The following is a 25,521-nucleotide window of genomic DNA, read 5'->3' as shown; positions in this document are numbered from 1 at the left end:
GTCGGAACGCCGCCCGGAGCAAGCCCGCTCCCACAGTTGACCGAGTCGTCCAGGCTGCATGCGATCTCCTGTGGGAGCGGGCTTGCTCGCGAAGGAGGCGACTCGGTCTGAGAGATGCCACACAAATCCCGCTCTCACTGGAGCCCGCCCGCCATCGCCTGTTACCATTCGCCCCCTGTTCGATCTTCGCTTTTATCTTCTTTCCGAGACATGCCATGACCACCGTCCGCACCCGCATCGCGCCTTCGCCTACTGGCGATCCCCATGTCGGCACCGCCTATATCGCTTTGTTCAACTATTGCTTTGCCAAGCAGCATGGCGGCGAGTTCATCCTGCGGATCGAGGACACCGACCAGTTGCGTTCGACCCGCGAGTCCGAACAGCAGATCTTCGATGCCCTGCGCTGGTTGGGGATCGACTGGAGCGAAGGCCCGGACGTCGGCGGCCCGCACGGCCCGTATCGCCAGAGCGAGCGCGGCGAGATCTACAAGCAGTACTGCCAGCAGTTGGTGGACATGGGGCATGCGTTCCCTTGCTTCTGCACCGCCGAAGAACTGGACCAGATGCGCGCCGAGCAAATGGCCCGTGGCGAAACCCCGCGCTACGACGGCCGGGCGCTGCTGCTGTCCAAGGAAGAAGTCGCCCGTCGCCTGGCCGCTGGCGAGCCCCACGTGATTCGCATGAAAGTACCGACCGAGGGCGTCTGCGTCGTGCCGGACATGCTGCGTGGCGATGTCGAGATCCCGTGGGATCGCATGGACATGCAAGTGCTGATGAAGACCGATGGCCTGCCGACGTACTTCCTGGCCAACGTGGTCGACGATCACTTGATGGGCATCACCCACGTCCTGCGCGGTGAGGAATGGCTGCCGTCGGCGCCGAAACTGATCCTGCTCTACGAATACTTTGGCTGGGAACAGCCGCAGCTGTGCTACATGCCGCTGCTGCGTAACCCGGACAAGAGCAAGCTGTCCAAGCGCAAGAACCCGACCTCGGTGACCTTCTACGAGCGCATGGGCTTCATGCCCGAGGCCATGCTCAACTACCTGGGCCGCATGGGCTGGTCGATGCCGGACGAACGCGAGAAGTTCTCGTTGCAGGAAATGGTCGAGCACTTCGACCTGTCGCGCGTCTCCCTGGGCGGGCCGATCTTCGACGTCGAGAAGCTGTCGTGGCTCAACGGCCAGTGGCTGCGGGACCTGCCGGTGGAAGAGTTTGCCGCTCGCGTGCAGAAGTGGGCATTGAACCCTGAGTACATGATGAAGATCGCTCCCCATGTGCAGGGCAGGGTAGAGACCTTCAGCCAGATCGCCCCGCTGGCCGGTTTCTTCTTCGCCGGTGGTGTGACGCCGGACGTGAAGTTATTCGAATCCAAGAAGCTCTCCGGCGACCAGGTGCGCCAGTTGATGCAACTGATCCTGTGGAAGCTGGAAAGTCTGCGTCAGTGGGAGAAGGACAGCATCACCGCGACCATCCAGGCCGTGGTGGAGTCGCTGGAGTTGAAATTGCGCGATGCCATGCCGCTGATGTTCGCCGCCATTACCGGCCAGGCCAGCTCGGTTTCGGTGCTCGATGCGATGGAAATCCTCGGGCCGGACCTGACCCGTTTCCGTCTGCGCCAGGCCATCGATCTGCTCGGTGGCGTGTCGAAGAAGGAAAACAAGGAGTGGGAAAAACTGCTGGGCGCGATCGCCTAAGCGCTCCATGAGGCAGGACATACCCCGGTTTTCCGGGGTTTGTCGGTAAGTGATTGTTATCCCGGCAAAAAATTTTCAAATTTGTTGAAAATAAATTTGACAGCCCTCCGATACGCCCTTAAGATTCGCCCCGTCCTCAGCGATGAGGGGCTATAGCTCAGCTGGGAGAGCGCTTGCATGGCATGCAAGAGGTCGACGGTTCGATCCCGTCTAGCTCCACCAATTTACACTTCAAGGCCTGGCCACACCGGCCTTGAAGCGATCAACACTCAGCGTTGATCAGTTGTATAGAAGGGTTTGCGTCCCCTTCGTCTAGTGGCCTAGGACACCGCCCTTTCACGGCGGTAACAGGGGTTCGAGTCCCCTAGGGGACGCCAGTTTTACAGAAGCGATGTTGCAAGATGTCGCTCCGCCGCGAGGCGAAAAATCCGGGGCTATAGCTCAGCTGGGAGAGCGCTTGCATGGCATGCAAGAGGTCGACGGTTCGATCCCGTCTAGCTCCACCAATTTACACTTCAAGGTCTGGCCACACCGGCCTTGAAGCGATCAGCTCTCAGCACTGATCACGTTAGAAGGTTTGTGTCCCCTTCGTCTAGTGGCCTAGGACACCGCCCTTTCACGGCGGTAACAGGGGTTCGAGTCCCCTAGGGGACGCCACGATTACCCGCTCTGCGGGATTTTATAAGGGTCATTCAATTCTTGAATGGCCCTTTTGTTTGTCTGGCGTTCGGCCAATTTCCTATCCTTGAAAAACACTTCTGACCGGCGGTCAAAATTTCCGCTTGCGGAAAATTATTACATGGATAATATTTCAATCGTAATATTCGGAGGCGACGATGAGCGATAAAAAGGCACAAACCCGTGAACGCATTCTCAAGGCCGCCAGCGACGCGCTGATCCAGCGTGGGCCGGCAGAGCCGAGCGTGGGCGAGGTGATGGGCGCAGCCGGACTGACGGTGGGCGGTTTTTACGCCCATTTCGAAAGCAAGGATGCCTTGATGCTGGAGGCTTTCAAGCAATTGCTCAATCGCCGCCGCGGCTTGATCGCCGATATGGACGGCGAGCTGACAGGCGAAGAGCGGCGCGCCCTGGTCGCCGCGTTCTATCTGTCACGCAAGCACCGCGATTCCACCGAGCAAGCCTGCCCGATCCCGGCGTCGGTCGGTGAACTCGGGCGGCTGCCGGATGCGTTTCGTGAAGTACTCAATGAGCACATCGAGTTGATGGTTGCGCAATTGGCGGCCAGCCCGGAGGACGCCGACAAGGCTTTGGCCGACATCGCCTTGATGGTCGGTGGCCTGGCCCTGGCACGGGCATTGGGCCCGGGAGAGTTATCGGATCGTTTGCTGCGTGCCGCCAAGTCGGCGGTGCGTTGAACTGAGGCGCAAGCCCTGGAGATGAGCGATGGACAGGTTGAGCTGGATTCGTGGCGTCAATGGCACGCTGGGTTGGGTAGCTCCGGGCTTGGTGGCAAAACAGATGCGCTCGCTGTTCATGCGCCCTCGAAACTTGCCGCCACGGGATTGGGAACTGCCGCTGCTGGCGACGTCCCAACGAGTCACCTTGCGCTTCGGTCTCTCGGCCTTACGCTGGGGCAAAGGTCCGGCAGTCCTGCTGATGCATGGCTGGGAAGGGCGGCCCACCCAGTTCGCGGCGCTGATCACGGCCCTGGTGGACGCCGGTTACACGGTCGTGGCACTGGACGGTCCGGCCCATGGTCGCTCGCCGGGTCGCGAGGCGAATGTCCTGTTGTTCGCCCGGGCCATGCTCGAAGCCGCCGCCGAGCTGCCGCCGTTGCAGGCGGTGATCGGGCATTCCATGGGCGGCGCCAGTGCCATGTTGGCCGTCCAGCTGGGGTTGCGTACCGAGACGCTGGTCAGCATCGCCGCGCCTGCGCGCATTCTTGGGGTGCTGCGCGGTTTCTCCCGGATGATGGGCCTGCCGCCGAAGGCGCGTTCGGCCTTCATTCGCCAGGTGGAAAACGATGTGGGCATGCCGGCCTCGAAGATGGATGTAGCGCATTATCAGCTGGACGTGCCGGGGTTGATCGTCCATGCCGAGGACGACACATCGGTTTCGGTCAAGGAGTCGCAGTTGATTCATGAGGCCTGGTTCGACAGTCGCTTGCTGCGACTGCCGCAGGGCGGGCATCAGCGGGTGCTGGCCGATCCTCGTGTCATTGATGGCGTGTTATCACTGCTGGCCGGTCGCAGCCTGCAAGCGCGGCAATCGGCTTGAGCATCCGGTACACTGCCCCGATCCAAATTCGACCGGGAGAGGGGCATGGGCTGGGATCGGGCAACGCCATTCATCATTGATCTTCAGGTCAATGCCGAAGACATCGACGGGCTGGGCCACGCCAACAACGCGGTGTACGTCACCTGGCTCGAGCGCTGCGCCTGGCGCCATTCCCAGCGCCTGGGCCTGGATCTGGTGGAGTACCGGCGCCTGGATCGGGCCATGGCGGTGGTGCGGCATGAAATCGATTACCTGGCGGCCGCCTATGAAGGCGACGAGCTGCAATTGGCGACCTGGATCGTCGACTGGGACCAGCGCCTGAAAATGACCCGGCATTTCCAACTGGTCCGTCCCAGCGACAACACCACGCTGCTGCGGGCCCAGACCACCTTTGTTTGCATCGAACTGTCCAGCGGCCGGCCCAAGCGCATGCCGCCGGAGTTCATCGAAGGCTATGGCGTGGCGCTGAACTCATCTGGCCTCCTCATGGACTGACCCACCGCCATCGCGAGCAAGCTCGGCTCCCACAGGGATTGATGGTGGACTCCAATTCCGTGAACACCTCGGAACCCTGTGGGAGCGAGCCTGCTCGCGAAGACGGCAGCACATCCAACATCAATGCAAGCTGACCCACCGCCATCGCGAGCAGGCTCGGCTCCCACAGGGGATTTGTGGTGAGTGCAGGATTTTGAACGCTCCAGGATCTGTGTGGGAGCGAGCCTGCTCGCGAAGACGGCAGCACATCCAACATCAATGCAAGCTGACCCACCGCCATCGCGAGCAAGCTCGGCTCCCACAGGGATTGATGGTGGACTCCAATTCCGTGAACACCTCGGAACCCTGTGGGAGCGGGCTTGCTCGCGAAGACGGCAGCCCATCCAGCATCACGGCAAACTGACCCACCGCTTTCGCGAGCAAGCCCGCTCCCACGAGGGATTTGTGGTGGATGCCGGAAATGTGGGCAAAATCCGGTAAACTGCCGCACGTTTTTCGTTCGAGTGTGTGTTTCCATGCAAATTGCCCTGGCGCCCATGGAGGGGTTGGTCGACAACATCCTGCGGGATGTCCTGACCCGTGTTGGCGGTATCGACTGGTGTGTCACCGAGTTCATCCGCGTCAACGACCGTCTGCTCACGCCGGCCTATTTCCACAAGCTCGCTCCTGAGCTGCTGACCGGTGCCCAAACGGCTGCCGGCGTGCCGTTGCGGGTGCAGTTGCTCGGCTCCGATCCGGTATGCCTGGCGGAAAACGCCGCGTTGGCGTGTGAATTGGGCTCGGAGGTGATCGACCTGAACTTCGGTTGCCCGGCCAAGACGGTGAACAAATCCCGGGGTGGGGCGGTATTGCTCAAGGAACCGGAACTGCTTAACGAAATTGTCGAGCACGTGCGCCGCGCCGTGCCGAAACACATTCCCGTCACGGCCAAGATGCGCCTGGGTTTCGATAGCCCGGACGGTGCATTGGTCTGTGCCACGGCGTTGGCAGAAGGCGGCGCGGCGCATATCGTGGTGCATGCGCGAACCAAGGTCGACGGCTACAAACCCCCAGCCCATTGGGAGTGGATCCCCCGCGTCCAGGAAGTGGTCAAGGTGCCGGTGTTCGCCAATGGCGATATCTGGAGTGTCGAGGATTGGCGCCGTTGCCGCGAAATCAGCGGCGTTGAGGACATCATGCTCGGTCGCGGCCTCGTTTCCCGCCCTGACCTGGCCCGGCAGATCGCCGCCGCCCGGGCTGGCGAAGAGGTGGTCGAGATGTCCTGGGCCGAGCTGCAACCGATGCTCCACGACTTCTGGGTGCAAGTGGTCGAGCAACTCACTCCTCGCCAGGCGCCGGGCCGTCTGAAGCAGTGGCTGGCGATGTTGACCCGCAATTACCCCGAAGCGGTGGCGCTGTTTACCGCCCTGCGCCGGGAAACCGACCTCGACGCGGTGGGGCATTTGCTGGGAGTTCAGCGCACCGAAGCGGCCTGAAAAAAATTTCAGAAAAACCTCTTGAAAAGTGTTTGGCGGACCCTAGATAGGGGTTACGCGATGCCGAATTCGGGTCGCGGAGACAAAAAACCTTGCTGAATTTTTCAGGAGATTTGAATCATGAGTACTGCATTTTCGCTGGCCCCCCTGTTCCGTTCCTCGGTAGGCTTCGACCGTTTCAACGATTTGTTCGAAACCGCCCTGCGCAACGAACCAGGCAGCAGCTATCCACCCTACAACGTGGAAAAACACGGTGATGACGAGTACCGCATCGTGGTCGCCGCCGCCGGGTTTCAGGAAGAAGACCTGGACCTGCAAGTGGAAAAAGGTGTGCTGACCATCAGTGGCGGCAAGCGTGAAGCCAGCAACGACAGCGTCACTTTCCTGCACCAGGGCATTGCCCAGCGTGCGTTCAAGCTGTCCTTCCGGTTGGCGGACCATATCGAGATCAAGTCCGCTGGCCTGCGTAACGGTCTGTTGAGCATCGACCTGTTGCGAGTGGTTCCGGAAGAGGCGAAAGCCAAGCGCATCCCGATCAACGGGACGCAGCAGCAACCCGCGCTGCAAAACTGATGCATCGCAACTGAAGAAGGGCGCCATATGGCGCCCTTCTTCATTTTGGAGTGATTGCCAGGTTAATTGTGGCGAGGGAGCTTGCTCCCGCTGGGCGCGAAGCGCCCCTGAAACCAGTCAACTCGGTGCGTCATGCTGGTCTGAGGCGAATCTTCTATTTTTGGGGCCGCTGCGCAGCCCAGCGGGAGCAAGCTCCCTCGCCACAAAAGCTCCCATTCCGAACGCCTACGGCAACAACCGCTCAAACGCCTCCAGCGGCAACGGCCGACTGTGCAGGTAACCCTGGTACAAATGGCAATCGAGCCCTTGCAGGAAGTGCAATTGCTCCAGGGTCTCCACGCCTTCGGCAATCATTATCAGGTTGAGGCTGCGGGCCATGGCGACGATAGCGCGGATGATTTCGGCGTCGTTGGGGTCGCTGGTGGCGTCGCGCACGAATGACTGGTCGATTTTCAGCGTGTCCACCGGCAGGCGCTTGAGGTAGGTCAGCGACGAATAACCGGTACCGAAATCGTCCATGGCGAAGCTCACCCCCAATTTCTTGAGCCGGCGCATCTTGGCGATGGTGTCGTCGAGGTTCTGGATCACGATGCCTTCTGTGATCTCCAGTTTCAGCAGCGAGCAAGGCAGGCCGTGGTGGGCCAGGCTGTTTTCGATGCGTTCGACGAAGTCACTCTGGCGGAACTGCCGTGGGCTGATGTTGACGCACAGGCTGAATCGCTGCGGGTCGATCTTGCCCTTGGCGATCAGTTGCTTGAAGCCGTCGCAGGCTTCATCGAGGATCCAGGTCCCGACTTCGAGGATCAGGCCGCTGTCTTCCAGCACTTTGATGAATTCATTGGGCGACTGGGCGCCGAGTTCCGGGTGGTGCCAGCGCACCAGGGCTTCGGCGCCGACGATGCGGTTGTCCCTGGCATCGACCTGAGGCTGGAAATGCAGGCTGAACTCGCCGCGGGCCAGGGCCTGGCGCAGATCGGTTTCCATGCGCAGCCGTTCGCTGGCAGCTTTTTGCATGGTGTTGTGAAACATCTGCGAGGTGTTGCGTCCCGAATCCTTGGCGCGGTACAGCGCGATGTCCGCGCGCTTGAGCAAATCGGTGGGCGTGGAACCGTGGTCGGGGATCAGCGCGATGCCGATGCTAGGCGTGACCTGCAGGCGTTGGCCATCGAGAAACATGGGTTCCGAGAGCAGTTCACGCAGGGTGTCGGCCAGGGTCTGCACTTGCTTGCTGACCTGGCTGCGCGAGCCTTCCAGGCCACTGAGCAAGACCACGAACTCGTCGCCGCCCAGTCGTGCAACGGTGTCTTCCAGGCGCACGCTGGCTTCCAGGCGGGCGGTGATGATTTTAAGCACGGTATCGCCCACCGGGTGACCGAGGGAGTCGTTGATGTGCTTGAAGTGGTCCAGGTCGAGAAACAGCAGGGCACCCCGCAAGTTGTGACGCTTGAGCAGGGCGATCTGCTGGCTCAGGCGGTCCAACAGCAAGGCCCGGTTGGGCAGGTTGGTCAGCGAGTCGTGATAGGCCAGGTGACGGATCTGGGCTTCGGCGTTGCGCAGCAGGCTGACGTCCCGGGCGGTCAGCAGCAGGCAGGCGGTTTCATTGAGGGTGATGGGCTCGACCGAGACCTCCACCGTAAGGATTTCCCCTCGTTTATTGCGCCCGAGCATTTCCTGGTGGACTACACGACCCTTGAGTTGCAGTTCGGCCAGCAGGGCGGCGCGCTGTTTTTCTTCGGCCCAGATGCCCACTTCGTGGACCGTACGCCCGATCACTTCGTCGGCGCGGTAGCCGGTCAGCCGGCAGAAGCCGTCATTGACCTCCAGGTAGCGGCCGCTTTCGAGTTCGGTGATGGTGATGGCGTCGGGGCTGGAATGAAACGCCTTGGCGAATTTCTCCTCGCTGGCCTTGAGGGCGGCTTCGGAGCGTTGCTGCTGCGTGATGTCGCGCAAGGTCGTGACGATGCACGGCTGGTTGCCAACGTTGATTTGCCGGCTGGAAATCACGCAGGTCAGCGGCTGGCCGTCCTTATGGTGAACGACGATGGCGACATTGTTCAGCGATTGTTCACGGATCACCCGTTCGATGCGTTGCAGGCTGCTGCCCGAGGCATCCCAGAGGCCAATTTGGTCGGCACTGAGGCCGATCACGTCGCGGGTGGTCCAGCCAAAAGTCTGGGTGAAGCTGGAGTTGATCTCGAGGAACCGACCACTGTCCTGGTGGGTGACGCAGATCGGGTCGGGACTGACCTGGAACAGCGTGGCGAATTTCTCTTCCGAAGCGGCCAGGCTCTGTTCGCGTTCCACCTGGTCGGTGATGTCCAGCAAGGTCCCGGCCATGCGCAAGGGGCTGCCGTCGTTGTTGCGGTAGAGGCGGGCGCGGCTTTCCAGGTAGCGCGAGCTGCCGTCCGGCAGTTGCACGCGGTAGGTCAGCTGGTAGTTGCCCGCCGGGCCTTCCCGCAGGCTGCGGTAGGCGTTGCGCATGTTATTGCGTTCTTCCGTGGGGACCCCTTCGAAAAACGCATCAAACGATTCGTGGAACGGCTTGGGTTCCAGGCCATGGAGCTGCGCGGCCCGGGCCGAGCCGTAGAGCATGCCGCTGGGGATGTGCCAGTCCCAGGTGCCCAGTTGCGCCGAATCGAGGGCCAGGTCCAGGCGTTCCTGGCTGTCCTTGAGCGCCTGCTCGGCGAGTTTGCGCTCGGTGGTGTCGAGGAAGGTGCTCAGCAGGTACGGCTGGCCTTCGAGTTCGACTTTCTGCGCACTGAGAATCCCGTTATGGATCTGACCGTTGCTGGCCCGGAATTCCACTTCCATGCTGATCAGTTCACCCTTGGCCTTGGTCGCCTCCACCAGTTTCGCCCGCTGCCTGGGGTCAACCCACAAACCCAGCTCCAGTGTGGTGCGGCCGATCACGTCATGCACCGGCCAACCGAACAGGCTTTCGAAATACTGGTTGGCCTCGCTGATCAGGCCGTCTTCCTGGCGGGTCAGCAGGACCATGTTCGGGCACAGATGAAAGAGCGTGGCGAAGCGTTTTTCCGAGCTGCGCAGCGCCTGTTCCCGCTCGCGCTGATGGGTGATTTCGCGAATCACCCCGATCATGCGCGGACGACCGTGTTTGTCGGGCAGCACGCTGCCACTGATCTCCAGCCAGTGCAGGCTGCCGTCGGGCCAGACGATGCGATGGTGCATCGCCTGTTCCAGCGGCGCCCCGGCCACTGCCGCATGAAAGGCGCGCACGGCCCTGGCCCGGTCTTCGGGCAACAGCAGGTCGAGATAGTCCACGTCGGCTGGCAACGGCTGGCGCGGATCGAAGCCGAACAGCGCCTGGGTGCCGCGGGACCAACTGATCCGTCCGCTCTCGATGTCCCACGACCAGGCGCCCAGCCGGGCGCCGTTCAGGGCGGCCAGCAACTGTGGCGCGCTGTCCCAGCTTTGCTCGGACCGCTTCGGGTCGAGCGCCTGGATGCGCGGCAGGGGCGGGAGATGGTCTGCGGGTTTGGGCATTTTTCTAGCGAGCCTTGAGCGGGTGTGGGCATTAAGCACAAGCATTCAAGGCCCTACGGGCGTGGCACAACCTATGCCTTTTTCCTTGGCAAATCGATTTGTGCGTCCAGTAAGGCCATGAAAGCCCGTGCGGCGTTCGATAGCGTCCGTTCGGTGTGCAAGATATAGCCTAGCTGGCGACTGAGCTGTATGCCCGGTAAAGGAATGCGCGCCACCTGTTCATCGAGCATGGTGCGCGGCAGGACGCTCCAGGCCAGGCCGATGGAGACCATCATCTTTATGGTTTCCAGATAATTCGTGCTCATGGCGATGTTCGGCGTCAGGCCCTGGGCCTCGAACAGCCGTTGAACGATGTGATGGGTAAAGGTGTTGCCCCCGGGGAACACCGCCGGATGCAAGGCGATGTCCGCCAGGCTCACCGCGCCCTTCTCCAGCAAGGCATGCTCCGGGGCGACCACGAAATCCAGGGGGTCGTCCCACACCGGCGTGGCCCGTACCAGCGTGTGGGGTTCGGGGGCGAGGGTGATGACGGCCAGTTCCGCCCGGCCATGGAGGATTTCTTCGTAGGCCACTTCCGAATCCAGGAACTGGATGTCCAGCGCCACCTGGGGATAGCGGCGTGTGAACTCTCTCAGTAAAGGCGGCAGGCGATGCAGGCCGATGTGGTGGCTGGTGGCGAGGGTCAGGCGCCCGGTCACTTCGCCGGTCAGGTTGGTCAGGGCGCGGCGGGTGTCGTCGAGCACGTTGAGGATCTGATAAGCCCTTGGCAACAGGGCTCGGCCGGCCTCCGTCAGGCCCACTTCACGACCCAAGCGGTCGAACAGGCGCACCTTGAGCTGCTGCTCAAGACCGGCAATACGCTTGCTGATGGCCGGCTGGGTCAGGTGCAGGCGTTCGCCGGCGCCGGAGAAACTGCCCGTCTCGGCGATGGCAATAAAAGCATTGAGGTTGGCGAGGTCCATGGCGGTTCCGGTTGGATTCCAGTTGGTTATGCAAAGCATGAAAAATATGAATTTGAGTTATTTAATGTAACCCCATAGGATCAGCCTCACAAGCCAAGGGGTTATTGATTCGTTCAAGGCCCGGGGCATAGAAACAAGCTGATGAGGAAACCGTCTGATGGCCGGCAAAACGCTCTACGACAAGCTCTGGGATTCGCATTTGGTCAAGCAGCGCGACGATGGCTCGGCGCTGATCTACATCGACCGTCACATCATTCACGAAGTGACGTCGCCGCAGGCCTTCGAAGGCCTGCGCCTGGCCGGGCGCAAGCCGTGGCGCATCGATGCCAACATCGCGACCCCGGACCACAACGTACCGACCACGCCGGAGCGCAAGGGCGGCATCGAAGCGATTGCCGACCAGGTCTCGCGCCTGCAAGTCCAGACCCTCGACGATAACTGTGACGAATACGGCATCGTCGAATTCAAGATGAACGATGTGCGCCAGGGCATCGTCCACGTCATCGGCCCGGAGCAGGGCGCGACCTTGCCCGGCATGACCGTGGTCTGCGGCGACTCGCACACCTCGACCCACGGTGCTTTCGGCGCCCTGGCCCATGGCATCGGCACCTCCGAGGTGGAGCATGTGCTCGCCACCCAGTGCCTGGTCGCCAAGAAAATGAAGAACATGCTGGTGCGCGTCGAAGGCAAGTTGCCGTTCGGGGTGACCGCCAAGGACATCGTCCTGGCCGTGATCGGCAAGATCGGCACCGCCGGCGGTAACGGCCATGCCATCGAGTTCGCTGGCAGCGCGATCCGCGACTTGTCCGTCGAAGGCCGCATGACCATCTGCAACATGTCCATCGAGGCTGGCGCCCGCGTCGGCCTGGTGGCCGCCGATGAAAAAACCGTGGAATACGTCAAGGGCCGCCCGTTCTCGCCAAAAGGCGCGGAATGGGACATGGCGGTCGAGGCCTGGAAAGACCTGGTCTCCGATACCGATGCCAAGTTCGACACGGTGGTCGAGCTCGACGCGACGCAGATCAAGCCGCAAGTGAGCTGGGGCACGTCCCCGGAAATGGTCTTGGCCGTGGACCAGAACGTACCGGATCCGGCCAAGGAAATGGACCTGGTCAAGCGCGATTCCATTGTCCGCGCCTTGAAATACATGGGCTTGAGCGCCAACCAGGCGATCACCGACATTCAGCTCGACCGCGTGTTCATCGGTTCCTGCACCAACTCGCGGATTGAAGACTTGCGCGCCGCAGCGGTGATCGCCAAGGGCCGCAAAGTGGCCTCGACCATCAAGCAGGCCATCGTGGTGCCGGGCTCGGGCCTGGTGAAAGCCCAGGCCGAAGCGGAAGGGCTGGACAAGATTTTCCTCGAAGCCGGTTTCGAGTGGCGTGAGCCAGGGTGCTCGATGTGCCTGGCGATGAACCCCGATCGCCTGGAGTCGGGCGAGCATTGCGCCTCCACCTCCAACCGTAACTTCGAAGGCCGTCAAGGCGCCGGTGGCCGTACGCACCTGGTGAGCCCGGCCATGGCCGCCGCGGCCGCCGTCAACGGCCGTTTCGTCGACGTCCGCGAATTGATCTGAAGGAGCGCAGCATGAAAGCTTTTACCCAGCACACCGGTCTTGTCGCGCCTTTGGATCGTGCCAACGTCGACACCGACCAGATCATTCCCAAGCAGTTCTTGAAGTCCATCAAGCGCACCGGTTTCGGCCCGAACCTGTTCGACGAATGGCGCTACCTGGATGTCGGCCAGCCGTACCAGGACAACTCCAAGCGGCCGCTGAACAAGGATTTCGTGCTCAACGCCGAGCGCTACCAGGGCGCCAGCGTGTTGCTGGCCCGGGAGAACTTCGGCTGCGGTTCGAGCCGCGAGCACGCGCCATGGGCCCTGGAAGAATACGGTTTCCGCAGCATCATCGCGCCGAGCTACGCCGACATCTTCTTCAACAACAGCTTCAAGAACGGCTTGCTGCCGATCATCCTCAGCGATGCTGACGTGGATGAACTGTTCCAGCAGGTCGAGGCCAACCCTGGCTATCAACTGCAGATCGACCTGGCCGCCCAGACCGTAACCCGTCCCGACGGCAAGGTGCTGGGTTTCGAGATCGATGCGTTCCGCAAGCATTGCCTGCTCAACGGCCTGGATGACATCGGCCTGACCTTGCAGGACGGCGAGGCGATTGCCGCGTTCGAAGCCAAGCACCGGGCGAGCCAGCCTTGGTTGTTTCGCGATGCCTGATTGACCTGAGATTGATGTCGTCAGTGCAGGCCCCTTCGCGAGCAAGCCCGCTCCCACACTGGATTTGCGGCGTTCACAAAACCCCTTGTGGGAGCGGGCTTGCTCGCGAAGACGGCAGTACTGACACCACAAGATTACATCCCAAAAAGGAAGTCCCCATGACCAGCACCGCCCACAGCCAAGTCGTCCAAAAGCAATTCGGTGAGCAGGCCTCGGCCTACCTGAGCAGTGCCGTGCACGCCCAGGGTGCTGAATTCGCGCTGCTACAGGCTGCGTTGGCCGGGCGTGGCGATGCCCGTGTGCTGGACCTGGGGTGCGGCGCTGGCCATGTGAGTTTCCATGTGGCGCCACTGGCTGGTGAAGTGGTGGCTTATGATTTGTCCCAGCAGATGCTTGACGTGGTCGCCACGGCGGCTGCCGAGCGTGGCTTGGGCAATATCAGCACGGTTCGTGGCGCCGCCGAACGCCTGCCGTTCGCCGACGCTGAGTTCGACTTCGTGTTCAGCCGTTATTCGGCGCATCATTGGAGCGACCTCGGCCTGGCGCTGCGGGAAGTACGGCGGGTGCTCAAGCCGGGCGGGGTGATGGCGTTCATCGACATCCTGTCGCCGGGCATGCCGTTGTTGGACACGTACCTGCAAAGCATCGAAGTGCTGCGCGACACCAGCCATGTGCGCGATTATTCGGCCGACGAATGGTTGCGCCAGGTCAGTGACGCGGGGCTGCACACCCGCAGCACCTCGCGCCAGCGCCTGCGCCTGGAGTACCGCTCCTGGGTCGAGCGCATGCGCACGCCCGAGGTGATGCGTGCGGCGATTCTCCAGCTGCAGCGTTCGATGGGCGACGAAGTGCGTGAATATTTTGAGATTGAGGCCGATGGTTCGTTCAGTACAGATGTACTGGTGCTGTGGGCTGAGCGATAGCATTTTTCCCGGCCCGGCCTTGGGTACGAAGCCCGGGCCCGTGTCGACAGAGCAAATGAGGAAAGCATGAGCAAGCAGATTCTGATTCTCCCAGGTGATGGCATTGGTCCGGAAATCATGGCCGAGGCGGTCAAGGTCCTGGAACTGGCGAACGACAAGTACGGCCTGGGCTTCGAACTCAGCCACGACGTGATCGGCGGCGCCGCCATCGACAAGCACGGCGTGCCCCTGGCCGATGAAACCCTGGATCGTGCCCGTGCCGCCGATGCCGTGCTGCTGGGTGCCGTGGGCGGCCCGAAATGGGACAAGATCGAACGCGACATCCGCCCTGAGCGCGGCCTGTTGAAGATTCGCGCGCAACTGGGCCTGTTCGGCAACCTGCGCCCGGCGATCCTTTACCCGCAACTGGCCGATGCCTCGAGCCTGAAGCCGGGAATCGTCTCGGGCCTGGACATCCTCATCGTCCGTGAGCTGACCGGCGGTATCTACTTCGGCGCCCCGCGTGGCACCCGTGAGCTGGAAAACGGCGAGCGCCAGGCCTACGACACCCTGCCGTACAGCGAAAGCGAAATTCGCCGTATCGCCCGGGTCGGCTTCGACATGGCCCGCGTGCGTGGCAAGAAACTGTGCTCGGTGGACAAGGCCAACGTGCTGGCTTCCAGCCAACTGTGGCGTGAAGTGGTCGAGCAGGTGGCCCAGGATTACCCGGACATCGAGCTGAGCCACATGTACGTCGACAACGCCGCCATGCAACTGGTGCGTGCGCCGAAGCAGTTCGACGTGATCGTCACCGACAACATGTTCGGCGACATCCTGTCCGACGAAGCGTCGATGCTCACCGGTTCCATCGGCATGCTGCCGTCGGCCTCCCTGGACGCCAACAACAAGGGCATGTACGAGCCGTGCCACGGTTCAGCGCCGGACATCGCCGGGCAAGGTATTGCCAACCCATTGGCGACCATCCTGTCGGTGTCGATGATGCTGCGCTACAGCTTCAACTTGAACGATGCCGCCGACGCGATCGAAAAAGCCGTCAGCGTGGTCTTGGACCAAGGCTTGCGCACCGGTGATATCTGGTCGCAAGGTTGTACCAAAGTCGGTACGCAGCAAATGGGCGATGCAGTAGTCGCGGCGTTGCGGAATCTGTAATCTTTCGGGCCCACCGCTTCGACGGTGGCCCACTTTTGTATAGGTGTAGTTGCGATGAAACGTGTAGGTCTGATCGGTTGGCGCGGCATGGTCGGTTCCGTGCTCATGCAGCGAATGCTGGAAGAGCAGGATTTCGATCTCATTGAGCCGGTGTTTTTCACCACGTCCAATGTCGGTGGCCAGGGCCCGTCCGTGGGCAAGGACACCGGTGTGCTCAAGGATGCCTACAGCATCGAAGAGCTCAAGACCCTCGACGTGATCCTGACCTGCCAGGGCGGCGACTACACCAGCGAAGTATTCCCCAAGCTGCGTGAAGCCGGCTGGCAGGGTTACTGGATCGACGCCGCTTCCAGCTTGCGCATGCAGGACGACGCGGTGATCATCCTCGACCCGGTGAACCGCAAGGTCATCGACCAGCAGCTGGACGCGGGCACCAAGAACTACATCGGCGGCAACTGCACCGTCAGCCTGATGCTGATGGGCCTGGGTGGCCTGTTCGAAGCCGGTCTGGTGGAGTGGATGAGCGCCATGACCTACCAGGCGGCGTCCGGTGCCGGTGCGCAGAACATGCGTGAGCTGATCAAGCAGATGGGCGCGACCCACGCCGCCGTCGCCGATGACCTGGCCAACCCGGCCAGCGCCATCCTCGACATCGACCGCAAGGTCGCCGAGGCGATGCGCAGCGATGCCTACCCGACCGAAAACTTCGGCGTGCCGCTGGCCGGCAGCCTGATTCCTTGGATCGACAAGGAACTGCCTAACGGTCAGAGCCGTGAAGAATGGAAGGCCCAGGCCGAAACCAACAAGATCCTGGGTCGCTTCAAGAGCCCGATCCCGGTGGACGGCATCTGCGTGCGCATCGGCGCCATGCGTTGCCACAGCCAGGCGCTGACCATCAAGCTGAACAAAGACGTGCCGATCGCCGACATCGAAGGCCTGATCAGCCAGCACAACCCTTGGGTCAAGCTGGTGCCGAACAATCGCGAGACCAGCATGCAGGAGCTGAGCCCGACCAAGGTCACCGGCACCCTGAATGTACCGGTGGGCCGTCTGCGCAAACTGAACATGGGTTCGCAATTCGTCGGTGCCTTTACCGTCGGCGACCAGCTGCTGTGGGGCGCGGCCGAACCGCTGCGCCGCATGCTGCGGATCCTGCTCGAGCGTTGATCGATTGTCGCTGTGAAAGAACCCGTGCCTTGTGAGAGGCGCGGGTTTTTTTATGGAGCTGGATGCATGGGATCAATTGTGGGAGCGGGCTTGCTCGCGAAAGCAGAGTGTCAGTCACTAGTTCTTGGTTGGCACACCGCATTCGCGAGCAAGCCCGCTCCCACAGGGGATCTTTAGTGGCCGCAAGACTTGTGGGAGCGAGCCTGCTCGCGATGGGGCCAACCCAGGCACCGCAAATCCCCCTGCCCAATTGCCTGCCTACCCACCACCCGGTAAAGTGCCGCTCCCCACGTTTTACCTGAGGTAGACCCATGAGCCAGTCCTTTGATATTGCCGTGATCGGCGCCACCGGTACTGTCGGCGAAACCCTCGTCCAGATTCTCGAAGAGCGGGACTTCCCGGTCGGCAGCCTGCACCTGCTGGCCAGCAGCGAATCGGCAGGCAGCTCGGTGATGTTTCGCAATAAAAACGTGCGGGTACGCGAGGTCGACGAATTCGATTTCGGCAAAGTCCAACTGGTGTTCTTCGCCGCCGGCCCGGCGGTGACCCTGAGTTTCGCCCCACGAGCCACGGCGGCCGGCTGTGCACTGATCGATTTGTCCGGCGCGTTGCCGCCCGAGCAGGCGCCGCAGATCGTGCCGGAAGCCAACGCCCAGGTCCTGGCTGGCCTGGGCAAGCCGCTGCAGGTCAGCAGCCCCAGCGCATCGGCCACGGCCTTGGCGGTGGTGCTCGCGCCGCTGCGCGAATGCCTGGATCTGCAGCGCATCAGCCTGACCGCCAGCCTCGCGGTATCGGCCCAGGGCCGCGTGGCCGTGAGCGAGCTGGCGCGCCAGACCGCCGAGCTGCTCAACGCCCGTCCGCTGGAGCCAACGTTCTTTGACCGGCAAATGGCGTTCAATCTGTTGGCCCAGGTCGGCGCGCCGGACGAGCAGGGCCATACGTCGCTGGAAAAGCGCCTGGTCCGTGAGTTGCGCCAGGTGCTGAATCAACCTTTGTTAAAGATTTCCGTCACTTGCATTCAAGCCCCGGTGTTTTTTGGCGATAGCTTTAGCGTGACCGTGCAGTCTGCCAATGCCGTCGACCTGGCCAAGGTGAACGCGGCCTTGGAAGCGGCGCCCGGTATCGAGTTGGTGGAGGCGGGCGATTACCCGACCGCGGTGGGTGATGCAGTGGGGCAGGATGTGGTCTACGTTGGTCGGGTACGCGGTGGGATCGACGATCCGGCTGAACTAAATATGTGGCTGACGTCAGATAACGTGCGCAAGGGCGCGGCGCTCAATGCCGTGCAGGTGGCTGAGTTGTTGATAAAAGAGTTGCTGTAAAAGATACTTGGCGTCAATTTGTCGAATGATTCTAGCTGGGCGCTATGCTTGGTCGGAATGCTGAAGGCGAACATCCCTCTGGGGGACTTCCCGGGGCATGAGTGAAATGATCGCGCGCACCGTCGCTTCGGGGCTGCGCGCAATGCCTTACGGCAGCGGCATCAATACCTTCTCGCTGGCCGAGGAATGTTCAAACAAAGGAAGAGGCTATGGTTCAAGTTCGCAAACTGGTGTTAGCAATAGCGGCCGCCTCGGCGCTGTCCTCCGGTATGGCGCAAGCGCTCGGGCTCGGGGAATTGACCCTCAAGTCGCCGCCGAACCAGCCCCTGGTCGCCGAAATCGAACTGCTCGATGTCCAGCAACTGACTGCCGCCGAAGTGGTGCCGAGCCTGGCTCCACCCGAAGAATTCGCCAAGGCGGGCATTGATCGCCAAGCCTTTCTCAGCGACCTGAGCTTCACCCCGGTGATCAACGCCAACGGCAAGAGTGTCCTGCGGGTCACGTCCAGCCGGCCGTTGTCCGAACCGATGGTCAAGTTCCTGGTGCAAGTGATGTGGCCCAACGGCCGCCTGTTGCGCGACTACAGCGTACTGCTCGACCCATCCAAATTCTCGCCACAGGCCGCCGATGCCGCCCGGGCGAAACCGCCCCAGGTCGTGTCCACGCCGGTCACCGGGGCCACCAAGCCTTTCCAGTACACCACCACGCCGCGCGATACCCTGTGGGAAATCGCCGCGAAGGTGCGCAACGGTGGATCGGTCCAGCAAACCATGCTGGCGATCCAGGCGTTGAACCCGAACGCGTTCATCAATGGCAACATCAACCTGCTCAAGACCGGCCAGGTGTTGCGCCTGCCTGACCCGGTACAAAGCACAGCGTTGCCGCAACCCCAGGCCATCGCCGAAGTGGCGGCGCAGAACGCCGCCTGGCGCTCGGGACGGCGTGGCGTGGCGGGTGCCGGCAAGCAGCAGTTGGACGCCACCAAGCGTGGCCGCGGTGAAGGCGCGCCGGCCCAGGCGGCCGGTCGCGACAACTTGAGCCTGGTGTCGGCCGATGCGGCGAAGGCGGGCGGCAAGGGTGCTGCCGGCGATGCGCAGGCGCTTTCCAACAAGCTGGCGGTTACCCAGGAAAGCCTCGATTCGGCGCGCCGGGATAACGAAGAACTGAAAAGCCGCATGGCGGATCTGCAGAGCCAACTGGACAAGCTGCAGCGCCTGATCGAGCTGAAGAACAATCAACTGGCGAAGATGCAGGCCGAAGGCGCCGCCATTCCTCCGGCTGGCGAGGCACCCGTTGGCGAGGTGCCCCCGGCGATGTCCGCCGAGTTGACCCCTGCGCCAGCGCCACAGGCCCCTGCGGCTGCACCCACGCCGGCCCCGGAAGCGACCCCGCCTGCCACAGCGGTCGAGCCGACGCCTGCCGCGTCCAACGAGCAAAAATACAACGACCTCCTGACCAATCCGATCCTGTTGGGTTTGATTGGCGGTGGCGCGCTGCTCCTGCTGTTGCTGCTGTTGCTGCTTGCCCGTCGCCGCAAGGCCCAACAGGAAGCGGAAAAACACTTGCGCATGGCCCGAGCCCTTGAGGAGGAGGCTGACTTCTCCCCGGAGCTCGATCTGCCCCCGAGCAGCTTCGAGGGCATTGATGTTCCACCGCCTAGCGTAAAACTCGAGCCAAAACCCGAGCCGGCCCCTGCGCCAGTGCCCAAGCCGGCCCCGGTGATCGCGCCTGTGGTGGTCACGCCGCCTATCGCCGCGCCATTGGTGGCGCCGGCCGCCGAGCGCTCCGACGACGTGCTGCCCCAGGCCCAGTCCCATATCGACCGCGGCCGCTTGAACCAGGCCGCCGACCTGCTCGAACAGGGCATCAAGGCCGAGCCCCAGCGCAGCGACCTGCGCCTGAAGTTGATGGAAGTCTACGGTCAGCAGGGCGACCGCGACGCCTTTGTCGCCCAGGAGCGCCAATTGGTGGCCAATGGCGACAACTTTGCCCAGGTCGAACAGCTGAAAAGCCGTTTCCCGGCCATGGTGGTCGCCACCACCGCTGGCCTGGCTGCTGCGGCCGTTGCGGCAGAACTGGACGCGCAGTACGTCAAGGACTTGCTGGAAGACAAATCGCCGACCGATGAGGAGCTGGACAGCGCCTTCGACCTGAGCCTGGATGACCTGGAGGCGGCCCCGGCCGCGCCGGCACCGGAGCCTGTCGCCGAACTGGACGCGTTCCCGGAAGACGACGACCTGAGCTTTGAATCGGTGCTCAAGCAGCAGACCGAGGCCAACGAAAGCCTGGACGACTTGTCGGAATTCGACTTGGACCTGGGCGCCGATGCGCCGACCCCGATCCCTGCGCTCGAGGATGAAGACTTCCTGCTGGACCTGGACGACGACCTCAAGGGCCTGGATGCGCCTGCGACTGAAACGCCAGCCTTGGCCGATGCGCCAGCCGACGATCTTGAGCTGCCGGCGGATTTCGATCTGTCCCTGTCGGACGAAATGGATGCGCACGATGCGCCCAAGGATGCCTTCGAGTCCGAGCTGGACGATGTCAACGCCGAGCTGGATCGCCTGTCCGACAGCCTGGGCCAGCCGACATTCACCGCCGAAGATGCCCTGGTTGGTGCTGAAGACGAACCGGACTTCGACTTCCTCAGCGGCACCGATGAGGTGGCGACCAAGCTCGATCTGGCCCAGGCCTACATCGACATGGGCGACAACGACGGCGCCCGCGACATCCTCGGCGAAGTCCTCAGCGAAGGCGACGCCACCCAGAAGAGCGAAGCGCAGGAGATGTTGTCGCGCCTCGCGTGAGATTGTCGGGTTTAAGCCGATAGGTGTGGGAGCGGGCTTGCTCGCGAAGGCAATGTGTCAGGCGACATCAATGTTGACTGTACCGCCGTCTTCGCGAGCAAGCCCGCTCCCACATTGGTTTGCGGCGTTAACAAATCCTTGTGGGTGCGAGCTTGCTCCGGGCGGCGATCCGACGATGGCGTCAGTCCATTCACCACAGGGCCATCTATTGCACTGGCATCCCGCCCAGCCGGCCTTATAATGCCCGCCTTTGCGTACCTCAGCAGGCTGTAATTCCTTGGCAAACATAGACAACCCGGCCGCCGAAATGGCGGCCGACGGCTTTTTCCGGATCGCCCTGGGCGTTGAATACAAAGGCTCGCGCTACCGTGGCTGGCAGCGCCAGGCGTCTGGTGTATTGACGGTGCAGGAAACCCTCGAAAACGCACTGTCCAAAGTCGCCGATTCACCCGTGTCGCTGCATTGCGCTGGCCGTACCGATGCCGGTGTGCATGCCTGTGGCCAGGTGGTGCATTTCGACACCCAGGTCGAGCGCTCGATGAAGGCCTGGGTCATGGGCGCGAACATCAACTTGCCCCACGACGTCAGCGTCAGTTGGGCCAAGGTGATGCCGGCGCATTTTCACGCGCGCTTCAAGGCCATCGCCCGGCGTTACCGCTACGTGATCTACAACGACCAGATCCGCCCGGCGCACCTGAACGAAGAGATCACTTGGAACCACCGGCCACTGGATGTCGAGCGCATGGCCGAGGCCGCGCAATACCTGGTCGGCGTCCACGACTTCAGCGCCTTCCGTGCCGGCCAGTGCCAGGCCAAGTCGCCGATCAAGGAGTTGCATCACCTGCGGGTGACCCGTCACGGCAAGATGATCGTGCTCGACATCCGCGCCAGTGCCTTCTTGCATCACATGGTGCGCAACATTGCCGGCGTGCTTATGACCATTGGTGCCGGCGAGCGGCCGGTGGAATGGATCAAGGAAGTGCTCGACAGTCGCATTCGCCGTTCCGGTGGTGTCACGGCGCACCCGTTTGGCTTGTATCTGGTGCAGGTCGAATATCGCGATGAATTCGAACTGCCAGAGCGTTACATCGGGCCACATTTCCTCACGGGCTTCTCGGAACTTGACGGCTGACGCCCTCCGCAGCATTTGTTACCATCCGGGACTTTCAAGGATTTGCCCGAGGTTTTAGCCACCATGCCGGTCGTTCGCAGCAAGATTTGCGGGATCACTCGCGTCGAGGACGCGTTGGCGGCGGTCGAGGCCGGGGCTGATGCCATCGGGCTGGTGTTCTACGCCAAGAGCCCGCGGGCGGTGACGGTGCAGCAGGCGCGGGCGATCATCCAGGCCCTGCCACCGTTCGTGACCCCGGTAGGGTTGTTCGTCAATGCCAGTCGTTGCGAGCTGGGTGAGATCCTCGATGCGGTGCCGCTGGGCCTGTTGCAGTTCCATGGCGATGAAACCCCGGCCGATTGCGAAGGCTGGCATCGTCCGTACATCAAGGCGTTGCGGGTCAAGGCCGGTGACGACATCGCCGCCGCTTGCGAAGCCTTTGCCAGTGCCAGCGGCATCTTGCTGGACACCTATGTGGAAGGCGTGCCCGGCGGTACCGGCGAAGCCTTTGATTGGTCGCTGGTGCCACAAGGGCTGAGCAAGCCGATCATCCTGGCCGGTGGCTTGACGGCGGAAAACGTCGCCTCGGCCATTCGCCAGGTTCGTCCGTATGCGGTGGATGTGAGTGGCGGGGTGGAGCAGGGCAAGGGCATCAAGGATCCGGCAAAGATTCGTGCATTCCTGGCTGCTGTTCGCAACAGCCAGTAGTCAATGTGACGGCTGGCAGACTGCCGCCGTCCATACCTGCACTGTACAAAGCAGGCAGGCACCGCCTTCGGGTGGGCCGATAGCGTAGGGGCAACCGCGGCGCAGCGGTTGCCGGGATGGCAGAGGAGGTTGGGCTGCACGCAGGTCATGTTTCGCGCTGACCGTGGTGGCCGTTCGACCCTCGCCGCACAATGAATTTAGCTCAAGGGCATACGCGGGGCCGCGAACCAGAGCGTTCGGGCCGCCGGTACTGGAGAAAGAAAGCATGAGCAACTGGTTGGTAGACAAACTGATCCCTTCGATCATGCGTTCCGAGGTGAAGAAAAGCTCGGTGCCTGAAGGTCTGTGGCATAAATGTCCATCCTGCGAGGCGGTGCTGTACCGTCCCGAGCTGGAAAAGACCCTGGACGTTTGCCCCAAGTGCAACCACCACATGCGCATCGGCGCGCGTGCCCGTATCGATATCTTCCTGGACGCGGAAGGCCGCGTGGAGCTGGGCGCCGACCTGGAGCCGGTGGATCGCCTGAAATTCCGTGACGGCAAGAAGTACAAGGATCGCCTGACCGCTGCCCAGAAGCAGACCGGTGAAAAAGACGCCCTGGTGTCCATGAGTGGCACCTTGCTGGGCATGCCGGTGGTGGTCTCGGCTTTCGAGTTCTCCTTCATGGGCGGTTCCATGGGCGCCATCGTCGGCGAGCGTTTCGTTCGCGCCGCCAACCATGCCCTGGAAAACCGTTGCCCGATGATCTGCTTCGCCGCTTCCGGCGGTGCGCGGATGCAGGAAGCACTGATCTCCCTGATGCAAATGGCCAAGACCTCCGCGGTGCTGGCGCGTCTGCGTGAAGAAGGCATTCCGTTCATTTCGGTGCTGACCGACCCCGTCTACGGTGGTGTTTCCGCCAGTCTGGCGATGCTGGGCGACGTGATCGTCGGCGAGCCGAAAGCCCTGATCGGTTTTGCCGGGCCGCGTGTGATCGAGCAGACCGTGCGTGAAAAACTGCCGGAAGGCTTCCAGCGCAGTGAATTCCTGTTGGAGCACGGCGCCATTGACATGATCATCCATCGTCAGGAGCTGCGTCCGCGCCTGGGCAACTTGCTGGCGCAACTGATGGGGCTGCCGACGCCGAAGTTCGTCGCCGCGCCGATCGAGCCGATCGTCGTTCCGCCAGTGCCTGCCGGGCTATGACCCAACGCACCTTGGGCGACTGGCTTGCCTACCTCGAGCAGTTGCATCCAACAGCCATCGACATGGGGCTGGAGCGCTCGCGAACGGTAGCGTCCCGCATGGGACTGGCCAGGCCGGCACCCCGGGTGATCACCGTCACCGGCACCAATGGCAAAGGTTCGACCTGCGCCTTCGTGGCCTCGCTGCTGCGGGCCCAGGGGCTGAGCGTCGGTGTCTACAGCTCGCCACATCTGCTGCGCTACAACGAGCGGGTGCAGGTGAACGGCGTCGAAGCCACGGACGCCCAGCTGTGCGAAGCCTTTGCCGCGGTGGAAGCCGGGCGAGGCGATACAACCCTGACCTATTTCGAGATGGGCACCCTGGCGGCGTTCTGGTTGTTTGCCCGTGCCGGTCTCGATGCCGTGGTGCTGGAAGTCGGCCTGGGCGGGCGCCTGGACACGGTCAACCTGGTGGACGCCGATATCGCACTGGTCACCAGCATTGGCGTGGACCATGCCGATTACCTGGGCGATACCCGCGAATCCGTGGCCTTCGAGAAGGCCGGCATCTTTCGCCAGGGAGCGCCTGCACTCTGTGGCGATCTCAATCCTCCCCAGCCATTGCTGGACAAGGTCCGCGAGCTCAGTTGCCCGTTCTTTCTGCGTGGGCGGGATTTCGACCTGGCGATGACCGAACAGCATTGGCAGTGGCGCGGCACTGACCCGCGCGGCAATCCGGTGGAGTTACGCGATCTGCCACTGCTGGACCTGCCGATGGAAAACGCCGCGCTGGCGCTCCAGGCCTACCTGTTGCTCGGCTTGCCCTGGGAAGCCGGGCAAATTGTCCAGGCGTTGCAGGCGACCCGTGTGGTCGGGCGCCTTGATCGCCGTCAGTTCGATTGGCAAGGCAAGCGCCTGAACCTGTTGCTGGACGTCGGCCATAACCCCCATGCGGCGCAGTACCTGGCCGAGCGCCTGGCGCGACGGCCCGTGGCAGGGCGGCGCCTGGCGGTGTTCGGACTGCTGTCCGACAAGGATCTGGATGGCGTTGTCGAGGCGTTGAATGCTAGTGTCCAGCACTGGGCGGTGACGCCGCTGGATTCGCCGCGCACGCGTACGGCCGCTGAGTTGCACGGCGCTTTGCAGCGTCATGGCGCTTCAGTGCAAGCCTACTCCAGCGTGGCCGCCGCCCTGGAAGGGCAGTGTGCCCTGGCGACGGCCGATGATGAAATCCTGCTGTTCGGATCATTTTTTTGTGTTGCCGAGGCCCTTCAATGGTTGGCCCGGCGCTCCACGGAGGAAGCTGCAGATGGCATTGCTGGATAAGGCGTACAAGCAGCGCATGGTCGGGGCCCTGGTGTTGGTGGCCCTGGCGGTGATTTTCCTGCCGATGCTGTTTTCCCGTCAGGACGAGCAGCGCCAGGTCACGGTCGACGCGCCAGCCGCCCCCCAGGCGCCTTCGATGCCGCCCGTACAGGTCGAGCCCGTGGTCGTGCCTGAGCCCCAGGCGTTGCCTCAAGAGCCTGTGCCAAGCGACGAGGAACTGGCTGAGCAACCTGTTGTGCCTTCCACGCCGATTGCACCTGCGCCTGCCACGCCGGCTCCCGCCGCGCCAAGCAAACCGTCTGTCGCACCCGTGCCTGTTCCGGCGACGCCGGCGGTCAAGCCGGCCCCGAGCCAGCCGATCACCGCTGCTCCGGCCAAGCCGGACACGACCCAGAGCCGTGTGGATGCCAATGGCCTGTCGGTCAGTTGGTCGGTACAACTGGCCAGCCTGACCAGTCGCGAAAGTGCCGAGAACCTGCAGAAAACCTTGCGCAGCCAGGGCTACAACGCCTATATCCGTTCCGCCGATGGCAAGAACCGGGTGTTCGTCGGTCCGCTGATCGAGCGCGCCGAGGCCGACCGCCTGCGTGACCTGCTCAGCCGCCAGCAGAACCTCAAGGGTTTCGTGGTGCGCTTCCAGCCAGAGCGCGGCTGACAGCGTTTTAGCT

20 protein-coding genes and 4 tRNA genes are annotated in these 25,521 nt (G+C 62.5%); 22 read left to right on the top strand and 2 right to left on the bottom strand.

Going from position 1 to position 25,521, the window contains the following annotated elements:
- The first annotated feature begins 215 nt into the window (after positions 1–215).
- The 10 genes from gltX (at position 216) to HU715_RS13790 (ending at position 6,478) form a co-directional block, all read left to right on the top strand.
- Positions 216–1,697, top strand: a complete 1,482-nt coding sequence (gene gltX / locus HU715_RS13835) for a glutamate--tRNA ligase (protein WP_186708727.1) — start codon at positions 216–218, stop codon at positions 1,695–1,697.
- 146 nt (positions 1,698–1,843) lie between these two features.
- Positions 1,844–1,919: transfer RNA gene (locus HU715_RS13830), tRNA-Ala, on the top strand.
- A gap of 79 nt (positions 1,920–1,998) precedes the next feature.
- Positions 1,999–2,074: transfer RNA gene (locus HU715_RS13825), tRNA-Glu, on the top strand.
- Between the two features lie 53 nt (positions 2,075–2,127).
- A tRNA-Ala gene (locus tag HU715_RS13820) sits at positions 2,128–2,203 on the top strand.
- Between the two features lie 75 nt (positions 2,204–2,278).
- Positions 2,279–2,354 (top strand) — tRNA-Glu (locus HU715_RS13815).
- 179 nt (positions 2,355–2,533) lie between these two features.
- Positions 2,534–3,073: a TetR/AcrR family transcriptional regulator gene (locus HU715_RS13810; protein WP_058546579.1), complete on the top strand. Its 540-nt coding sequence runs from the start codon at positions 2,534–2,536 to the stop codon at positions 3,071–3,073.
- Between the two features lie 28 nt (positions 3,074–3,101).
- Entirely contained in the window at positions 3,102–3,935 is an 834-nt protein-coding gene (locus tag HU715_RS13805) for an alpha/beta fold hydrolase (RefSeq protein WP_186708730.1), read from the top strand.
- A gap of 45 nt (positions 3,936–3,980) precedes the next feature.
- Entirely contained in the window at positions 3,981–4,430 is a 450-nt protein-coding gene (locus HU715_RS13800) for an acyl-CoA thioesterase (RefSeq protein ID WP_186708733.1), read from the top strand.
- A gap of 515 nt (positions 4,431–4,945) precedes the next feature.
- Positions 4,946–5,905 (top strand): tRNA dihydrouridine synthase, encoded by a 960-nt coding sequence (locus HU715_RS13795; RefSeq protein WP_186707432.1) that lies wholly within the window; start codon positions 4,946–4,948, stop codon positions 5,903–5,905.
- A gap of 120 nt (positions 5,906–6,025) precedes the next feature.
- The gene (locus HU715_RS13790) at positions 6,026–6,478 is read left to right on the top strand and encodes an Hsp20 family protein (RefSeq protein ID WP_186707433.1); all 453 of its coding nucleotides are present in this window, start codon (positions 6,026–6,028) and stop codon (positions 6,476–6,478) included.
- A gap of 225 nt (positions 6,479–6,703) precedes the next feature.
- On the opposite strand, the gene HU715_RS13785 is transcribed toward HU715_RS13790, so the two are convergent.
- Both HU715_RS13785 and HU715_RS13780 read right to left on the bottom strand, forming a co-directional pair.
- Positions 6,704–9,982 (bottom strand): PAS domain S-box protein, encoded by a 3,279-nt coding sequence (locus tag HU715_RS13785; RefSeq protein WP_186707434.1) that lies wholly within the window; start codon positions 9,980–9,982, stop codon positions 6,704–6,706.
- A 71-nt stretch (positions 9,983–10,053) separates the two neighbouring features.
- Entirely contained in the window at positions 10,054–10,944 is an 891-nt protein-coding gene (locus HU715_RS13780) for a LysR family transcriptional regulator (RefSeq protein ID WP_186707435.1), read from the bottom strand.
- Between the two features lie 157 nt (positions 10,945–11,101).
- Between HU715_RS13780 and leuC the strand changes: the two genes are divergently transcribed.
- The 12 genes from leuC (at position 11,102) to HU715_RS13720 (ending at position 25,508) form a co-directional block, all read left to right on the top strand.
- On the top strand, positions 11,102–12,520 hold the full coding sequence (gene leuC / locus HU715_RS13775) for a 3-isopropylmalate dehydratase large subunit (RefSeq protein ID WP_186707436.1): 1,419 nt from the start codon (positions 11,102–11,104) through the stop codon (positions 12,518–12,520).
- 11 nt (positions 12,521–12,531) lie between these two features.
- Complete coding sequence (leuD, locus tag HU715_RS13770; RefSeq protein ID WP_003203864.1) at positions 12,532–13,176, top strand: 3-isopropylmalate dehydratase small subunit; 645 nt, start codon at positions 12,532–12,534, stop codon at positions 13,174–13,176.
- 158 nt (positions 13,177–13,334) lie between these two features.
- Positions 13,335–14,099 carry a class I SAM-dependent methyltransferase gene (locus HU715_RS13765; protein WP_186707437.1) on the top strand — a complete coding sequence of 255 codons (765 nt, stop codon included), beginning with the start codon at positions 13,335–13,337 and terminating at the stop codon, positions 14,097–14,099.
- Between the two features lie 66 nt (positions 14,100–14,165).
- A complete protein-coding gene (gene leuB / locus HU715_RS13760) occupies positions 14,166–15,248 on the top strand; it encodes a 3-isopropylmalate dehydrogenase (RefSeq protein WP_186707438.1) in 1,083 nt (360 codons plus the stop codon).
- Positions 15,249–15,302: 54 nt separating this feature from the next.
- Complete coding sequence (gene asd, locus HU715_RS13755; protein ID WP_053185893.1) at positions 15,303–16,415, top strand: aspartate-semialdehyde dehydrogenase; 1,113 nt, start codon at positions 15,303–15,305, stop codon at positions 16,413–16,415.
- A 311-nt stretch (positions 16,416–16,726) separates the two neighbouring features.
- Positions 16,727–17,737 carry an aspartate-semialdehyde dehydrogenase gene (locus HU715_RS13750; RefSeq protein WP_186707439.1) on the top strand — a complete coding sequence of 337 codons (1,011 nt, stop codon included), beginning with the start codon at positions 16,727–16,729 and terminating at the stop codon, positions 17,735–17,737.
- A gap of 209 nt (positions 17,738–17,946) precedes the next feature.
- The gene (locus tag HU715_RS13745; RefSeq protein ID WP_186707440.1) at positions 17,947–20,544 is read left to right on the top strand and encodes a FimV/HubP family polar landmark protein; all 2,598 of its coding nucleotides are present in this window, start codon (positions 17,947–17,949) and stop codon (positions 20,542–20,544) included.
- A 307-nt stretch (positions 20,545–20,851) separates the two neighbouring features.
- Positions 20,852–21,676 (top strand): tRNA pseudouridine(38-40) synthase TruA, encoded by an 825-nt coding sequence (gene truA, locus HU715_RS13740; RefSeq protein ID WP_003203852.1) that lies wholly within the window; start codon positions 20,852–20,854, stop codon positions 21,674–21,676.
- A 63-nt stretch (positions 21,677–21,739) separates the two neighbouring features.
- Positions 21,740–22,363, top strand: coding sequence for a phosphoribosylanthranilate isomerase (locus HU715_RS13735; RefSeq protein WP_186707441.1), 624 nt, complete (start codon positions 21,740–21,742; stop codon positions 22,361–22,363).
- Positions 22,364–22,628: 265 nt separating this feature from the next.
- Positions 22,629–23,549, top strand: a complete 921-nt coding sequence (gene accD, locus HU715_RS13730) for an acetyl-CoA carboxylase, carboxyltransferase subunit beta (protein ID WP_003179765.1) — start codon at positions 22,629–22,631, stop codon at positions 23,547–23,549.
- Entirely contained in the window at positions 23,546–24,853 is a 1,308-nt protein-coding gene (gene folC / locus HU715_RS13725) for a bifunctional tetrahydrofolate synthase/dihydrofolate synthase (protein WP_186707442.1), read from the top strand. The genes accD and folC overlap by 4 nt, the downstream gene beginning before the upstream one ends.
- Positions 24,837–25,508 carry an SPOR domain-containing protein gene (locus tag HU715_RS13720; protein ID WP_186707443.1) on the top strand — a complete coding sequence of 224 codons (672 nt, stop codon included), beginning with the start codon at positions 24,837–24,839 and terminating at the stop codon, positions 25,506–25,508. Before folC ends, HU715_RS13720 begins: the two co-directional genes overlap by 17 nt.
- Positions 25,509–25,521 lie beyond the last annotated feature (13 nt).

The organism is Pseudomonas zanjanensis (assembly GCF_014268745.2).
Classification (GTDB): Bacteria; Pseudomonadota; Gammaproteobacteria; order Pseudomonadales; family Pseudomonadaceae; genus Aquipseudomonas; species Aquipseudomonas zanjanensis.
Note: the sequence above shows the minus strand (reverse complement) of the source record. Positions and strands in the feature narration are given on the sequence as shown.

What these genes read in the sequence shown, in the direction of transcription:
- HU715_RS13720 (WP_186707443.1), top strand. Translation starts at nt 24,837, where the DNA reads ATGGCATTGCTGGATAAGGCGTACAAGCAGCGCATGGTCGGGGCCCTG.
- HU715_RS13795 (WP_186707432.1), top strand. Translation starts at nt 4,946, where the DNA reads ATGCAAATTGCCCTGGCGCCCATGGAGGGGTTGGTCGACAACATCCTG.
- folC (WP_186707442.1), top strand. Translation starts at nt 23,546, where the DNA reads ATGACCCAACGCACCTTGGGCGACTGGCTTGCCTACCTCGAGCAGTTG.
- HU715_RS13790 (WP_186707433.1), top strand. Translation starts at nt 6,026, where the DNA reads ATGAGTACTGCATTTTCGCTGGCCCCCCTGTTCCGTTCCTCGGTAGGC.
- HU715_RS13800 (WP_186708733.1), top strand. Translation starts at nt 3,981, where the DNA reads ATGGGCTGGGATCGGGCAACGCCATTCATCATTGATCTTCAGGTCAAT.
- leuD (WP_003203864.1), top strand. Translation starts at nt 12,532, where the DNA reads ATGAAAGCTTTTACCCAGCACACCGGTCTTGTCGCGCCTTTGGATCGT.
- gltX (WP_186708727.1), top strand. Translation starts at nt 216, where the DNA reads ATGACCACCGTCCGCACCCGCATCGCGCCTTCGCCTACTGGCGATCCC.
- HU715_RS13735 (WP_186707441.1), top strand. Translation starts at nt 21,740, where the DNA reads ATGCCGGTCGTTCGCAGCAAGATTTGCGGGATCACTCGCGTCGAGGAC.
- accD (WP_003179765.1), top strand. Translation starts at nt 22,629, where the DNA reads ATGAGCAACTGGTTGGTAGACAAACTGATCCCTTCGATCATGCGTTCC.
- HU715_RS13765 (WP_186707437.1), top strand. Translation starts at nt 13,335, where the DNA reads ATGACCAGCACCGCCCACAGCCAAGTCGTCCAAAAGCAATTCGGTGAG.
- HU715_RS13785 (WP_186707434.1), bottom strand. Translation starts at nt 9,982, where the DNA reads ATGCCCAAACCCGCAGACCATCTCCCGCCCCTGCCGCGCATCCAGGCG.
- HU715_RS13810 (WP_058546579.1), top strand. Translation starts at nt 2,534, where the DNA reads ATGAGCGATAAAAAGGCACAAACCCGTGAACGCATTCTCAAGGCCGCC.
- HU715_RS13780 (WP_186707435.1), bottom strand. Translation starts at nt 10,944, where the DNA reads ATGGACCTCGCCAACCTCAATGCTTTTATTGCCATCGCCGAGACGGGC.
- truA (WP_003203852.1), top strand. Translation starts at nt 20,852, where the DNA reads ATGGCGGCCGACGGCTTTTTCCGGATCGCCCTGGGCGTTGAATACAAA.
- HU715_RS13750 (WP_186707439.1), top strand. Translation starts at nt 16,727, where the DNA reads ATGAGCCAGTCCTTTGATATTGCCGTGATCGGCGCCACCGGTACTGTC.
- HU715_RS13805 (WP_186708730.1), top strand. Translation starts at nt 3,102, where the DNA reads ATGGACAGGTTGAGCTGGATTCGTGGCGTCAATGGCACGCTGGGTTGG.
- asd (WP_053185893.1), top strand. Translation starts at nt 15,303, where the DNA reads ATGAAACGTGTAGGTCTGATCGGTTGGCGCGGCATGGTCGGTTCCGTG.
- HU715_RS13745 (WP_186707440.1), top strand. Translation starts at nt 17,947, where the DNA reads ATGGTTCAAGTTCGCAAACTGGTGTTAGCAATAGCGGCCGCCTCGGCG.
- leuC (WP_186707436.1), top strand. Translation starts at nt 11,102, where the DNA reads ATGGCCGGCAAAACGCTCTACGACAAGCTCTGGGATTCGCATTTGGTC.
- leuB (WP_186707438.1), top strand. Translation starts at nt 14,166, where the DNA reads ATGAGCAAGCAGATTCTGATTCTCCCAGGTGATGGCATTGGTCCGGAA.